General features: G+C 45.8%; 14 protein-coding genes and 1 riboswitch. Of the genes, 3 read left to right on the top strand and 11 right to left on the bottom strand.

The window, feature by feature from the left end; genetic code table 11:
- Position 1: 1 nt before the first annotated feature.
- From ORJ01_RS00265 to ORJ01_RS00250, 4 genes are all read right to left on the bottom strand, one after another.
- Positions 2–190 (bottom strand): YnbE family lipoprotein, encoded by a 189-nt coding sequence (locus tag ORJ01_RS00265; RefSeq protein ID WP_226751535.1) that lies wholly within the window; start codon positions 188–190, stop codon positions 2–4.
- On the bottom strand, positions 187–2,763 hold the full coding sequence (locus ORJ01_RS00260) for a YdbH domain-containing protein (protein ID WP_306176546.1): 2,577 nt from the start codon (positions 2,761–2,763) through the stop codon (positions 187–189). The genes ORJ01_RS00265 and ORJ01_RS00260 overlap by 4 nt, the downstream gene beginning before the upstream one ends.
- Positions 2,764–2,939: 176 nt before the next feature.
- Positions 2,940–4,886, bottom strand: coding sequence for a M28 family metallopeptidase (locus ORJ01_RS00255; RefSeq protein ID WP_306176545.1), 1,947 nt, complete (start codon positions 4,884–4,886; stop codon positions 2,940–2,942).
- A gap of 89 nt (positions 4,887–4,975) precedes the next feature.
- Positions 4,976–5,572 carry a hypothetical protein gene (locus ORJ01_RS00250; protein ID WP_226751538.1) on the bottom strand — a complete coding sequence of 199 codons (597 nt, stop codon included), beginning with the start codon at positions 5,570–5,572 and terminating at the stop codon, positions 4,976–4,978.
- A 76-nt stretch (positions 5,573–5,648) separates the two neighbouring features.
- On the opposite strand from ORJ01_RS00250, the gene ORJ01_RS00245 reads away from it, so the two are divergent.
- Together ORJ01_RS00245 and lysC are read left to right on the top strand one after the other, a co-directional pair.
- Positions 5,649–5,918, top strand: coding sequence for a DUF3081 family protein (locus tag ORJ01_RS00245; RefSeq protein WP_306176544.1), 270 nt, complete (start codon positions 5,649–5,651; stop codon positions 5,916–5,918).
- A 118-nt stretch (positions 5,919–6,036) separates the two neighbouring features.
- Positions 6,037–6,209, top strand: a riboswitch (Lysine riboswitch).
- Positions 6,210–6,301: 92 nt separating this feature from the next.
- Positions 6,302–7,651 carry a lysine-sensitive aspartokinase 3 gene (gene lysC, locus ORJ01_RS00240; RefSeq protein ID WP_226751540.1) on the top strand — a complete coding sequence of 450 codons (1,350 nt, stop codon included), beginning with the start codon at positions 6,302–6,304 and terminating at the stop codon, positions 7,649–7,651.
- 138 nt (positions 7,652–7,789) lie between these two features.
- On the opposite strand, the gene ORJ01_RS00235 is transcribed toward lysC, so the two are convergent.
- Both ORJ01_RS00235 and queC read right to left on the bottom strand, forming a co-directional pair.
- Positions 7,790–8,215 carry a hypothetical protein gene (locus tag ORJ01_RS00235; RefSeq protein WP_226751541.1) on the bottom strand — a complete coding sequence of 142 codons (426 nt, stop codon included), beginning with the start codon at positions 8,213–8,215 and terminating at the stop codon, positions 7,790–7,792.
- 49 nt (positions 8,216–8,264) lie between these two features.
- Positions 8,265–8,921, bottom strand: a complete 657-nt coding sequence (gene queC / locus ORJ01_RS00230; RefSeq protein WP_306176543.1) for a 7-cyano-7-deazaguanine synthase QueC — start codon at positions 8,919–8,921, stop codon at positions 8,265–8,267.
- A 113-nt stretch (positions 8,922–9,034) separates the two neighbouring features.
- Between queC and queE the strand changes: the two genes are divergently transcribed.
- Positions 9,035–9,700, top strand: a complete 666-nt coding sequence (gene queE / locus ORJ01_RS00225) for a 7-carboxy-7-deazaguanine synthase QueE (RefSeq protein ID WP_306176542.1) — start codon at positions 9,035–9,037, stop codon at positions 9,698–9,700.
- Positions 9,701–9,730: 30 nt separating this feature from the next.
- Here the strand turns inward: queE and ORJ01_RS00220 are convergent, their stop codons facing one another.
- The 5 genes from ORJ01_RS00220 to ORJ01_RS00200 all read right to left on the bottom strand — a co-directional run bounded on the left by ORJ01_RS00220 (position 9,731) and on the right by ORJ01_RS00200 (position 13,199).
- Positions 9,731–10,309: an LON peptidase substrate-binding domain-containing protein gene (locus ORJ01_RS00220; protein ID WP_226751544.1), complete on the bottom strand. Its 579-nt coding sequence runs from the start codon at positions 10,307–10,309 to the stop codon at positions 9,731–9,733.
- 113 nt (positions 10,310–10,422) lie between these two features.
- Positions 10,423–10,878 (bottom strand): DUF2069 domain-containing protein, encoded by a 456-nt coding sequence (locus tag ORJ01_RS00215; protein ID WP_306176541.1) that lies wholly within the window; start codon positions 10,876–10,878, stop codon positions 10,423–10,425.
- Positions 10,878–11,462 (bottom strand): NAD(P)H:quinone oxidoreductase, encoded by a 585-nt coding sequence (gene wrbA / locus ORJ01_RS00210; RefSeq protein WP_226751546.1) that lies wholly within the window; start codon positions 11,460–11,462, stop codon positions 10,878–10,880. Before wrbA ends, ORJ01_RS00215 begins: the two co-directional genes overlap by 1 nt.
- The gene (gene arsC / locus ORJ01_RS00205) at positions 11,459–11,803 is read right to left on the bottom strand and encodes an arsenate reductase (glutaredoxin) (RefSeq protein ID WP_306176540.1); all 345 of its coding nucleotides are present in this window, start codon (positions 11,801–11,803) and stop codon (positions 11,459–11,461) included. Before arsC ends, wrbA begins: the two co-directional genes overlap by 4 nt.
- Before the next feature lie 19 nt (positions 11,804–11,822).
- The gene (locus tag ORJ01_RS00200) at positions 11,823–13,199 is read right to left on the bottom strand and encodes a M48 family metalloprotease (protein ID WP_306176539.1); all 1,377 of its coding nucleotides are present in this window, start codon (positions 13,197–13,199) and stop codon (positions 11,823–11,825) included.
- Positions 13,200–13,201: the final 2 nt, after the last annotated feature.

The following is a 13,201-nucleotide window of genomic DNA, read 5'->3' as shown; positions in this document are numbered from 1 at the left end:
CTTAGAATAACCCGCTGGCATCACTGAATAAATCGTCGAGTTGCTTATCTACTTTAATATAGATCTCATGTTGGATTTTTACATTAAGGTTAATGTTAATAGGCTCATTGGCTAGTGCGACTTCCACCTTTGGGGTGCAAGCAGCAAGGGCGAAAACTAAGCCTAGCCCTAGCAACGCATGTCGTTTCATCGTTTTTCTCCTGCAGCAGCTTTCGCAGCTTGTTGTCGTTGAATATATTGTTGGACCCGTTTGGTCAATGTATCGTTCAGTTTGTTGGCCAACTGCAAGCTCGCGAGCATGGCCGGTAAATCTTCCTCTAAGTTAATATTTAAATTAATCGCTCTGCCTTGTTGTAAAGCCGGATTGGCGCCTTTTAGCTGTAGCGCCAACGTCAGTTTGCCATCGGTTGCATAATTAAGTTCAGAGTTCAGTACACTAAATTGAAAGTTTTCTAATGCATCAAAGACGATTTTCATACCGCCAGTCTTCGCTGAGGCAGCACTGGCGGCACTGCGATACTGTAAAGTACCGCCTGGCGCTTCTGCGGCTAATTGACCTTGTTGCACACTAAATTGTTTGTTGTTGATAGTTAATGGAATACGCCCGCTTAGTTTACCATTGGCTTTTAATTCTGTAGTGGGGTGCTGACGCACCAGCTCTGCTAAATCAAGTTGGTTGATTATTAATACCAGTTGTTGGCTTGGCTGTTTTAGTGCCATTAATTGCGGTTCAACAGACAACTCACCTTGCATAAAGCCAAGACGAGCGTCTAACAGTTGTAAATTACCTAAAATAGGTTCTGCTAGCGTCGCTTGATACTGCGCCTTCAGCTGTAACGGGCCCATCTGTAAGCCATGGTTAAGCTGCGCCAGCTGTAATTCAGGCACCTCGATTGTGAATTGCTGGGCTTTTAAATTCACTAAAAACGCAGAGGTTAAGCCAGTAAACAGGGTACGATTATAAAGCCCTGTTAATTCTCGAAAATTCACTTGTGCATTAGCTACAAGTTGTTGCTGATAGCTAAGCTGGCCATAGGCGTTAATGCGACCACGAGTTAAATTAAGTAAACTTGGCCAAGCTTGGAAGCTTGTGGCTAAAGGGTTGCCTGCCAGTAAAAACAAGTCCTCTAGTTGCCAATCCATTTGCAGTTGCGCGGGGGCTTGCCACGCGGTTTGTTGTTTAACGATTAAGCCACTGTCGTTGCTTAACACCCCGTCAACGTCAAGCTTTACGAGGGAACCACTGGCGTTGCCTTGCCATTGCCAGTTTTGTGTTAACAGTTGAGCATGTTGCAGTTGTTGTACCAACAGTTGCAGTTGGCTGCTCAGTGTGACATCGGCGTCTGTTGCTTGGCTAATTGTGGTGCCATTAAGGGCTAGTTTCACTTGACCTTTCGCGTCGGGATGCGTCACTTTGGCCGCTAAGCTGGAGTTATCGGCTAGTTGTAATTGCCAATACTTGGCCTGCCAAGCGCCATGAAAACGGCTTTGCAATGTCACATCTTGCAGTTTTAATTGGTACGCTTTGACTTGCAGTTGCTTGGTTTTTAGCATGAGCTCAGCTTGATTGAGCGTGATGGCTAACTCTGGCGTTAAACTTAACATCGCTTGTGCATTAAAGCTGCTTTGTACTGGGCTGGCTGAACTAAGTTGAAGTTTTAGCGGCAGTTGCGTTAATGACGGGCTGCTGGCGCTTTGACTATCAATTTTAATCAGCAGTGGCGCTAGCGGATCCGCGAAATAAGCTTTCAGGCCAAAATCAGGATAATGACTTAATGCCAGATCAGCGGCTAATTGCCACTTCGCCACATGCTGATCGGTAATCTGGAGCTGTGCTTTTAATTCTCCTTTTAACCAGCCGATATTGGGAATAATAAATGCGTCTGGGGCTCTGGCAATAATATCTATCTCGGCATTAACCAAGGGTAACGCGTTGGTTGCTAGCCTTGCCTCAGGCCATAGCTCGGGTAATTGCCAACGGGCGACAAGATGTAATTGTACTGGTTGAGTAAATTGCTCGCGCCATTCATCAGGTAGCTGCAGATCCCACTCGTTAAGCCAAGCTAATAAGGCCGGTGAAGGCGGCGAAATGGCTAAGGCTAACTCGGTACTGGCAGCACGATCGACAGCAAGCTGTTGTTTAAAACTTAACGCCAGTTGCTGATCTAGGAGCAAGGTCGCTTGAATGGCCAGTGCATCAGGACCTTGCTGCAATTGCCAATCAGTTTTGACGGTTTGCTGATACTGTGGGCTTTTGAACGATAAACTGGCTTGCCAAGCTTGCTGCTCATCCGCACTGGCCACTAGACTAGCTTGCAAGGCACATTGGCCGCTGGCACAGGGCAGCAATAAATCGATTTGGTCTAGTTTAATCAGCTTTGGCAACCATGTAGGTAAGCGCCAATCCGCTGATAGCGCCACAGGGAGCCGAGCGGCGGTGTCTGCAACGTGCTCGCCGGTTTGCTGCACAGTGATGGTGGCACTGGCCAGTTGGATGCTATGTGCTTGAATTCGAAAAAAGCCTGGCCATGACCAGCGCAGTTTTAAGTCGTGAAAGCTCACTTCGCTACGATAGTGGTCGTTTTCATAAACGAGATCTAATTGGTTTAAGTTGGCTTGATGCCAAGAAAGGTGTGCCAGTTGCAGCGACCAGCTACTGATCCCAGCCATTTTTAATTGAGTATGCAGGTAAAACCAAGCGATAAACAGTAACACCGGTAATGCTAACAGCAGCATAGCTAAGATTTTTAGCAATCGACGCATGCAGGCTCCTTGTTAGTTTACCGCCAAAGGTGAGTGTGCTTTAGCCTAACTGAATTGATTCTGAATTTATAGCGATAAAAAAAGCAGCCGAAGCTGCTTTATATTGCTACCAAAGTACTAATTTTCTAGGCAGTTAGTAATATAAACTAATAAAATCTGTTAGATTAAATTAATAATCATAAGAACGTTTTGATTGCAGTTTTTAAGATGTCTTCATCACATCCATTTGATTTATATTTTAGTAGTTCGTCATCTAATTTGTAAAATGGATCAAAGTTTTTACTAACGTTATAATTTACTCTTGCTGCAATTTCAACTGCGTGCAGCTTGCAATCAGTTGAGTTGCTATTTCTACTGCAATTCGGTGCAACTGCTTTTTTCTCAGCATGCTGAGATGATTGCCGTTCGGAAACTTTTTGAGTTTGACGATCGGTTGCTGAGGCGTCTCGTATGGCACGGAATTCGTTACCCTGATACCAGTTTGGCCACTGCCGACTGTTGGCCAGTTCGTTGCCAACGCGGTAGTACAAAAACAGATCTTGTTGAGCACCACGTAGGTCCCAATTGTCATCCCATTCATCGCCTACTTTATGGTAACAACAGCTGTTGTATTCGGCACGCTGGGCAGCTCCCCATTCTGAACCGTTTTGGTAATGATCATTACCGCCTTTGGCATACAAGATCGGGACGCCTTTCTTCGACAGGCTAAAATGGTCAGAGCGATAAGCAATACCGGCTTCTGGGTTCGGCTCTTTGACCGCATAGCGATTTTGCTCTTTGGTGTATTTGACCAAGAGTTCTTCTAACTCGGTGTTGCCTAACCCGACAACAACCATATCTTTCATTGGGCCATAGACGTTCATCACATCCATATTGATGGCTGCTACTGTTTTCTCTAATGGGAATACTGGATTAGCAGCATACCAAGCAGAGCCAAGTAAGCCACGTTCTTCCGCCGTCACTAACACAAATACCACTGAGCGCTCTGGCTGGGCGTGTTGTTTAAAGTATTCTGCTAGGGCAATAACAGCACCGGTGCCGCTGGCATTATCTTGCGCACCATTGAAGACTTTATTGGTTGGGTTAGAGAAGTCCATGCCAAGGTGGTCCCAATGCGCCATGTAAAGTACGTATTCATCGGGGTATTTGCTACCTTCAATGTAACCGACCACATTACTTGAGTTGAGCTCACGTAAGTTGTTATCGATGGAAACCGACGCTTTCACATTTAGTGGCACCGGTTTGAAATCACCTGATAAAGCTTGTGCACGCATGCTTTCAATATTTTGATCAATGTTGCTAAATAGCTTTTCAGCGGTTTCAGCGGTGATCCAACCTTCCACTTGTGCACGATCACTGTTTTTGTTTTCTTTGATTAAATCAAATTTAATCGGCGAGCCATGCGCAACCACGCCCCAACCATAGCTAGCAGGTGCAGTTTCGTGAATGATCAAGACCATTGCCGCACCTTGACGCGCCGCTTCTTCATATTTGTAAGTCCAACGACCGTAATAAGTCATGGCATTACCATTGAACAATTCAGGATCCTGGGTAGCATAGCCGGGATCGTTAACAAACATCACGACGGTTTTGCCTTTAACATCCAAACCTTCGTAGTCGTTCCAGTTATATTCCGGCGCAACAATACCGTAACCAACAAACACCATGTCACTTTCTTTAACGTTAATTTTTTCAACGACTTGTGTAGTCCAAGCGATCATGTCATCACGGTATGTTAAGCTGGCAGGAACTGAATCACCACCGCCGGTAAGGGTCATCGCTGTGACATTTTTTGGATCGATTTGCACTAACGATACCGGTTGCTTGTAACTTTCGCCATTGATGGAATTTAAACCGATACGGCAAAAGTTTTCCTCAATATATGCCACTGTAAGCTCTTCGCCTTTAGTGGCTGGAGCGCGCCCTTGAAATTCATCCGAAGACAGGGTTTTGATGTATTCAGCGAGTTTAGGGTTAAAGTCGGTATCGACTAACGCAGGGGCTTCGGTGGTTGCCGTAGCCGCCGCCGCGTTACTAGGGGCCTCGGCAGGTTTATCGCAAGCACTGAGGAATAGTGCAGAGGCTAAACTTAACCAGATAGCAGGTTTAACAGTATCTTTCATTAGAACTTCCTTGGATGTGTTAGGCTATATTCTTAGTGTATGAGTCGACGACACATTTGCCTAGTGCTGCCGTCGCGAAATTAGGGCGGTTAATCGGCATAACCCCAAGGTACAGGCGGTAAAGACACCGGTTGAGTCAAATCAAAGTCGACCCGAAATTCGCGGCCTTCGCGCACTAGCCGATAAGTAAATTGTTCTGGATAGACATACATTTGCCAGGTATTGCCAATGGATTGTGCAGAGCCATTGGCGGCAAATAACTCTTTAGAGTATTGATCGGCAGGAAACGACTGCACGTTTGGCCAACCGGCATCAACAGTATGGCCCCCATACATGGTTTGCTCGTCATGCGAACCATCTTTATGGCGATGATCGTGTTTTAAGGAGAGTCCTGAACCCGTTTTAGTGATAATCCAAGTACGCGAATGATTGTCACCGACATGAAACGGTATTTGTAATTCTGTATCGGTGCAGCGGCGTACATGCATAATTAATGCACCTTCAAAACCCGGTGCAGCGGGCGTATCAACGACGGTTTTACCGGCAAAGGCTTTTCCGCACAGTGCTTTTAATTGATTAAAAAAACTATCATGCGTGGCAATAGAAACGAGCGGTGCGGGTTGGACAATGTTGGCGTGAGCTGCAAAGATGCTGAGTAAACTGGCAGCAGCAAAGGCTATTTTCATTATTTTTCTCCTTTAAAGACAATCGAACTATACCGATAAAGCGTAACTGGTTCAAACCGAACAAACTGGAGTCATTATGCAAAACGAAATTGATGGCAAGTTCCTACTGAATTTGTACAGTAAAATTGAAAAATCAGGTCAAGCCGTGAACACCGAGCACGGGGCGGGCTTTGAATTAGAAGGCATAACCGTAAGCCAAGGTTTTGATGGTTATGAAGTCTACTTTACCGATGGGCAAGTGCAACTCACCTTGGGTTTTCATAATAAATGGCATGCCGATGCCGCTGAAGAAAAAACCATGGAACGTTTTTTAGAACGGTTAAAATATATTCAAACACATTATTAATGTCTCGTTGGCGCTTGACGGTTCAAGAAAATAATTGCATTCTTACATCTAGATGGCTAAAAGGCTATTGCAAGTCTGCAGAAATCTTGGTAAAGTCCGCGCCGTCAATCGTATTCGATAGACCAGAAGAGGCGCGCTAGCCAGGTATTCTATGTCAGAGCACTATCACTCGTAGCATAGTTGAGGGGGTTTAGCGCCGAGAGTGAGTAACGAGATAGACATTACTTACTCGGTCGCTAAGGCTGAATCCTTAGGACTGTCACCTGTAATCGGTGGAGAGCTTCTGGCCTTTGTTACTTTCAGCAACGGTCTGTTTCTATTCTCGTTTTGCCTGCTAGCAAATGCCATGCTCTGCTTATCTAATTTGTTAAGGAGAGACCCCAGTGTCTAAATTTATTATTGCCAAATTTGGTGGCACCAGTGTCGCTGACTTCGATGCTATGTCTCGTTGTGCCGATATCATTCTGGCAGATGACAATATCCGTGTGGTAGTGGTTAGCGCAAGCTCTGGCGTAACCAACTTGTTAGTGGATATTACCAAAACTACTGATGTCAGTTCCCGTCACGATGCCTTTGCTGGCATTGAGCGTATTACTTTAAATGTGTTGAATCGCTTACAGCAACCGCAAGCGGTAGCCGAGCCTATTGAGTTGTTGTTGGCTGAACTTAGAGCGATGATTGAAAATGGCGGTGCGGTATATAGCAGCGCACATAAAGATCTGATCCAATCCTTTGGTGAGCGTTTAAGTTCAGTGCTGTTTGCACAAGTTTTAGTTGAGCGTGGTGCGGCCTCACTGTGTTTTGATATTCGCCGTGTTATGCGCACCGACAGTCGCTTTGGCAAAGCTGAGCCGCAATTAGCGATGATCGCTGAGCTTGCTCAAGTGCATTTAACACCGTTGTTAGCCGATTATCGTGTTGTTACCCAAGGCTTTATTGGCGCAGATGATTTTGAACAAACCACAACCTTAGGCCGTGGCGGTTCCGATTACAGTGCCGCCTTATTAGCTGAAGCGATCCAAGCGGCAACGGTACAAATATGGACCGACGTTGTGGGTATCTTCACCACCGATCCGCGTTTAACCAGTGATGCGCGTTGTATCCGCGAAATCAGTTTTGACGAAGCAGCAGAAATGGCCACTTTTGGTGCTAAAGTGTTACATCCTGCCACCTTGTTGCCGGCAATGCGGCAAAATATCGCGGTGTTTGTTGGTTCAAGCCGTGAACCGGCTGCCGGTGGAACGTGGATTGCGAAGACCGTGCAAGAACGGCCACCTTATCGTGCTATCGCTTTGCGTAAATCACAAACCTTGATCACAGTAAAAAGCCCTGCCATGTTGCATGCCGCGGGTTTTTTAACACGGGTGTTTGATACGCTTAGCCGTCATCAGATCTCGGTCGATTTGGTCACAACATCCGAGATCAGTGTGGCGCTAACGCTGGATGAGGGCGGCATGACCAGTGCCTTTTCTAATAGCGTTGAACCCGCGTTAGATGAGCTTAAAACCTTTTGTGAAGTCACCGTTGAGCAAGGTTTAAGTTTAGTGGCGGTAATTGGTAACCATTTACATAGCAGTAAAGGGGTAGCCGGCGCGTTATTCCATGCGCTTGAGCGTATTAATATGCGGCTGATTTGTCACGGCGCTTCAAAGCATAATCTGTGTTTCTTAATCCAAGATCAGGATGGCCCTGCTGTCGTTAAGCAACTGCATCAAAGCTTGTTTAGCAGTTAACACGGCCTCATTTCGCCACTGAGCTAGCGTAAAAAAACCGGTTTTAACTTAAGATAACCTACTTAAGCCTAACCGGTTTTTTTGTGCCTGACGGGCTCGTTTTAGTGTGATGTTGGTGTAAGCCAACGAGCTGAGCTGTTAACGATAAGCCAGCACACTGGCGTGCAGTTCGCCACAGCAATTGAGGGGTTGGCCAACGCACAGCTGCTGCGTATCGCTGAGCCAAACCGACAAAGGTTCAGCGCTATCTGTAAGACGCAGTAATAGCTGCTCATCACTAAGGATCTGCTGTACGACGCCACTAACCTTAACTTGCGGCAAGCTGGCAACAATGGCTTGTAACGATGGGTTTGCTTGGATGTCGTCATCGCTCAGCCGTTTGGCCTCCCACAAACTACAACGCAGCGTAATCGTCTGTTGACGCCGTTCTGCTATGGCATCAAAATCGTCTTCATCACCATCAATGATCAGTGCTTTTAATCCTGTATAGCTACACTGGGCCAACTCTGCACCGGCAGTGTAGGGCAGGCGACTCAGTTTAGTGATCTGAGTGTCTATTTGCATGGCGCTTCGCTCCTATTTAGCAAAAGACAGGATTAAACAGACAGCGCCGTTATTCATATACCAACGGATCGCTGGTGTGATTAAGTGCAAAGGCTTCTAAGCGCTCCTGACAAGAACCGCATTTACCACAAGCATGTTCACGACCGTTGTAGCATGTCCAGGTTTTGCTGTAATCCAAGCCCATTGCTAAACCATCTCGTAAGATCTCAATTTTTGTTTGATATAAATACGGGCTGACAATGTCGACGGGTTGATAATTAGCGATCTGACAAACATCATTCATTTTTTCAACAAATTCAGGTCGGCAATCTGGGTAGATAAAGTGATCACCTGAATGTGCACCATAATATACCACGCGCGCACCAAGAGAGTCGGCATAACCGACCGCAAGCGACAATAAAATCATATTGCGGTTGGGCACTATGGTCGATTTCATGGTATCAGCAGCATAATGGCCTTCAGGTACATCAATGTCACTAGTCAGTGAAGAGCCGCTAATTAATTGGTTAATCGCGGTAATATCAACAATTTTATGGTCGATATGTAATTCCTGGCAAACTTGCTCTGCACATTTTAGCTCTTTAACGTGGCGTTGGCCGTAATTAAAAGACAGTGCATATACCTGATGGCCGGCATGAATGGCATTGTGCAGCACCGTGAAGGAGTCCATACCGCCAGAATAAATAACCACAACTTTTTGCGTCATTCGCGCCTCTCTCTAGTATAATGCCGGAAAATTTGGCCGCGTAGTATAGTGCAAAAGCGGCTAGGGCGCACTAATTGCGTCGGTTACTTTGATTTAGAGGATTAACAAAGCGGGTGTATAAGGTTAACGAAGTTTTTCAAACCATTCAGGGCGAAGGTAGTTTTACCGGTATGCCAGCGATTTTCGTGCGATTGCAGGGCTGTCCTGTGGGCTGTGCTTGGTGTGATACCAAGCACACTTGGGCCATCAATCTGGAGCAACAAGTCGATTTGGCCCAGGTCAGTGCGAAACAAGCCGATAGTGAATTTTGGGCAAATGTCACACCGAAAGCCTTGTTAGCACTGTTTGCCGAGCGTGGTTATCAAGCCCGGCATGTGGTGATTACTGGGGGGGAACCTTGCATGTATGATCTCGTCCCATTATGCCAAGCGTTAAGCGAGCAAGGTTACAGTAGCCAAATTGAAACCAGCGGCACGTTTGAAATAAAAGCCCCTGCTGATTGTTGGGTGACGGTATCACCAAAATTGAATATGGCGGGGGGCTATAAAATTTTAGCTAGCGCTTTGCAGCGCGCTGATGAAATTAAACACCCGGTGGCCATGCAAAAACACGTTGATGAGCTTGTGACGTTATTAACCGAGCATCAAATTTTAAATAAGTTAGTGTATTTACAACCGATTAGCCAGCAAAAGCGCGCCACTGAACTCGCCATCGCCAGCTGTATTCAGCATAACTGGCGGTTGAGTGTGCAAGTGCATAAATACTTGGGTATTGAATAAGAATACAACATCAGCTTTCAGCTCTGAGGCTTAGGCGTTATGTTCGAACCAGCTTTCAAGTTGCTCTAAGCAATAGGCAGGATCACTTTGCGCTAAGCTCACCTTAAGTGCCGGTTGCATTGGCAGTAATTCTAACCAGCGCCCGGCCAGCCAAGCGCCATCATCCAGTTTAGGCTCTGGGTATAATTCCGCTAACAGCGGGTATTCGTCTAAGAGCGCCGCAAAGGATTGCGCAAAGCCATGCTGAGCTGCCGGCAGCAGTGTATCAGCCCAATCTGCTTGTGCTTCTACTTCGGCGATGTGCAAATTATCACTCTCTTGCCAACGGTGGCAGATATGATAACGACTTACGCCACGCAAGGTGATGCCTAAGAGACCATCTGGCAATGCTTCAAAATCTTCTATTTTCACCTTACAGACTAGTGGCAATATCCGATCAGGGTGTTGTTGACTGACGAATGGATTTAACGTGGCCATTGCAAAATCACGTTTTTCACTTAGCGATTCTTTGACCAACCGGACATAGCGTGGCTCAAATACCCGCAATTTCATTCTGCCACCGGGTAACAGAAAACTGCTTAATGGAAATAGTGCCAATTGCTCGCTCATAACTACTGCATATGTTTATTCAAGATAGTGAATATTACGGACTCAATGAGCAAGCAGATTGCTCGCATAAAAAAAACTGCAAGATACTGAGGGTAAATTGCAGTTTTGCTGGATTAACGACCCGAGATTTTGCGCTCAGGATCATCTTTTAATTTGGGGATTTTTAAACCGAGTTCTTGGCCGCGATTGCGGGCAAAGTAGGTGCAGCCATAAAACATGACGCAAGATAACACTAACTCAACTGCAGACAAGGCTTGATATAAGCCGCTGCTGACCCATAAGTTGGTTAAACTGTGTAAAAAATAGATAATGACAATAAAATTAGCCCAAGCAAAGGTATATGCTTTGGCTTTGATGATGCCTATCATCGGTAACCATAACGGTAGCCACAAAAAAAGGAGTGTACTAAGCGTGCTGGGTTGCAAATTTTGATCTTCACCATAACTCACTGGGGCCAACCAAAGATGCCACAGCGGGATCAATAGCCATAAGCCCCAATAGCCAAGCCTACCCAATAACAGAAAACGTTGGGTTTGCGCAGACATGGGCACTGCAGAAGTTGCTGTCATTAACTTGTAAATCCTTTGTTTTTCAATGCAATACTAAGCTGACCTAGGCGTTTGCCAAAAGCCAAGGCTAATCGCTGTTCGTCAACCGATAACTGGGTATCATGGTTTAAACCACTCACATGGCTTGGGCCGTAAGGAGTGCCGCCACTCTGGGTTTTATGCAGCTCAGGCTCGCTGTAAGGCACGCCCATCAATACCATGCCGTGATGTAGCAAAGGTAACATCATACTGAGTAGGTTGGCTTCGTTGCCGCCATGCAAACTGCCTGAGGACGTAAAGACCCCCGCGGCTTTGTTAATTAGCTCGCCTTTAAGCCAACAACTGCTGGTGGAATCCCAAAAAGCTTTTGCTTCAGCGGCCATATTACCAAAACGTACTGGGCTACCAAAGGCTAAACCATCACATTCTCGTAACTCTGCTAATTCAGCGACGGGGTGCTTAGGCACGCTGGTTTTATCAAAACCAGCGATACAGCGAACCTTTGCTTCGGCACCGGCTTGTTGGATGCCGCTAGCGATTTTCTCAGCCAAAGCGGCGACTGAGCCATGACGTGAGTAATAGAGGACTAAAACACTGCAAGTCATGCTAACAACGCTTCAATATTAGCTAACGGCCGGCCAATCGCCGCTTGCTCACCTTTAACTACGATAGGGCGCTCCATTAAACGGGGATGCGCAACTACGGCCTCGATAATCTGCTGTTCGCTGAGCGACGGATCTGCCAAGTTCAAACTTTGATATTCTGGCTCTTTACTGCGTAAAATCTGCCGTGCAGGTAATTTTAACTTCGACAATAAATCAACGATAGCTGGGTAATCGAGTGGCGTTTTTAAGTATTCAACAACTTGATACGATTGGCCGCTATCGGCCAGAAGCGCTAGGGCGTCACGGCTTTTTGAGCAACGTGGGTTATGGTAAATAATCATAATAGGTCCTAATCGTCAGTTACATGCGTTGCAAGCGCTCAAATTCAGCTTGCAGTTGACGTTTTTTGGCTTCAATTCGCCGGTTTTCTAAACGGGCATCGGGTTTAAGACTGTTCAACGCTTCATTCAAATCATCGATGGCTTTTGGATAATTAGCCAATTGATAAAACAGATCCGAGCGAGTTTCATAATATTTGGCGAAATCTTCTTGTGCTTTATAAGCTTCTGACAGCAAATCATAGGCTAAGATATTATCGTCTTTGTAATACAATAAGTTACGAAGCAAATGTACGGCTAAACCGTAGTTAGCTGATTTCACGGCCACATTAGCATAGTTTAGCGTTACCACTTGGTTGTTCGGCCGCAGTAAATAGGCTTGTTGTAAAAACTCTTTTGCTTGTTCGTATTTCTTTTCAGCTATCAAGATATCCGTATAAACATCAAGGTAATACAGGTTGTACGGATCTTGTTTTAGTAAGTCTTCTATAAGAACTAGGGCTTCTTCATAGTTTTTGTTATCCAGCTTGGCAATGGCTAAACCGTAATGATTCGCACGGGTATTGCCACCGGGTTCAGTTAGCATACGTTCGAAGATGATTAACGCGTCTTTGGTACTGTAATGATAACGGGCTAAAATGCGAGATTTAGTTAAAGTGAAATCCTGGCTATCCGGCACAAAACGTTGTGGAAACTGTTGAGCTCGTAAGCGGGTGTCGCTGACTCGAGCTTGCGAAAGAGGATGCGTTTGTAAAAAGGCTAATTGCTGATTAACAAACCGGCTTTGTTGACTTAATCGGCTGAAAAATATCGGTACGGCATTAGGATCAAAACCCGCTTCGGCTAGGATAGTCATCCCTATACGATCGGCTTCTTGCTCGTTACTGCGGGTAAAATTAATGGCACTTTGCTGTGCCGCGCCCTGTGAGGCGGCCATCGCAGCCATGCCCGCTTCAGGGTTGATGGTCGCTAAAATAATCGAACCCAACAAACTGGCAATGGTGAGAGGCGAGCGTTGGTTTTGCGCTTCGACAAAACGGGCGATATGTCGTTGTGTCACGTGGGCAACTTCATGGGCGATCACCGACGCAAACTCACTTTCACTTTCAGAGACCGCTAAAGTACCCGTATGAGAAACGATATTGCCGCCTAAAGAGGCAAAAGCATTAATCTCTTGGTTATTGACCCAATAAAATTTAAAGGGAAATTTTACATCATTCGAGCGAGCGACTAAACGATTACCCAGTGCATTAAGGTACTCATCGAGTAAAGGATCGTACACCATGGGTAAACGAGCACGGGTTTGTCGGATCAGTACATCACCGATTTGTTTTTCTTTTTCAGGCGTTAAAGTTGAAAAAGCGTTGCCGCCGATATCGGGCAGGGTATTTAAAGCCATAG

The sequence above is a fragment of the Alishewanella sp. SMS8 genome, assembly GCF_030737935.1.
GTDB lineage: Bacteria > Pseudomonadota > Gammaproteobacteria > Enterobacterales > Alteromonadaceae > Alishewanella > Alishewanella maricola.
Note: the sequence above shows the minus strand (reverse complement) of the source record. Positions and strands in the feature narration are given on the sequence as shown.

What these genes read in the sequence shown, in the direction of transcription:
- ORJ01_RS00265 (WP_226751535.1), bottom strand. Translation starts at nt 190, where the DNA reads ATGAAACGACATGCGTTGCTAGGGCTAGGCTTAGTTTTCGCCCTTGCT.
- ORJ01_RS00260 (WP_306176546.1), bottom strand. Translation starts at nt 2,763, where the DNA reads ATGCGTCGATTGCTAAAAATCTTAGCTATGCTGCTGTTAGCATTACCG.
- ORJ01_RS00255 (WP_306176545.1), bottom strand. Translation starts at nt 4,886, where the DNA reads ATGAAAGATACTGTTAAACCTGCTATCTGGTTAAGTTTAGCCTCTGCA.
- ORJ01_RS00250 (WP_226751538.1), bottom strand. Translation starts at nt 5,572, where the DNA reads ATGAAAATAGCCTTTGCTGCTGCCAGTTTACTCAGCATCTTTGCAGCT.
- ORJ01_RS00245 (WP_306176544.1), top strand. Translation starts at nt 5,649, where the DNA reads ATGCAAAACGAAATTGATGGCAAGTTCCTACTGAATTTGTACAGTAAA.
- ORJ01_RS00235 (WP_226751541.1), bottom strand. Translation starts at nt 8,215, where the DNA reads ATGCAAATAGACACTCAGATCACTAAACTGAGTCGCCTGCCCTACACT.
- queC (WP_306176543.1), bottom strand. Translation starts at nt 8,921, where the DNA reads ATGACGCAAAAAGTTGTGGTTATTTATTCTGGCGGTATGGACTCCTTC.
- ORJ01_RS00220 (WP_226751544.1), bottom strand. Translation starts at nt 10,309, where the DNA reads ATGAGCGAGCAATTGGCACTATTTCCATTAAGCAGTTTTCTGTTACCC.
- ORJ01_RS00215 (WP_306176541.1), bottom strand. Translation starts at nt 10,878, where the DNA reads ATGACAGCAACTTCTGCAGTGCCCATGTCTGCGCAAACCCAACGTTTT.
- wrbA (WP_226751546.1), bottom strand. Translation starts at nt 11,462, where the DNA reads ATGACTTGCAGTGTTTTAGTCCTCTATTACTCACGTCATGGCTCAGTC.
- arsC (WP_306176540.1), bottom strand. Translation starts at nt 11,803, where the DNA reads ATGATTATTTACCATAACCCACGTTGCTCAAAAAGCCGTGACGCCCTA.
- ORJ01_RS00200 (WP_306176539.1), bottom strand. Translation starts at nt 13,199, where the DNA reads ATGGCTTTAAATACCCTGCCCGATATCGGCGGCAACGCTTTTTCAACT.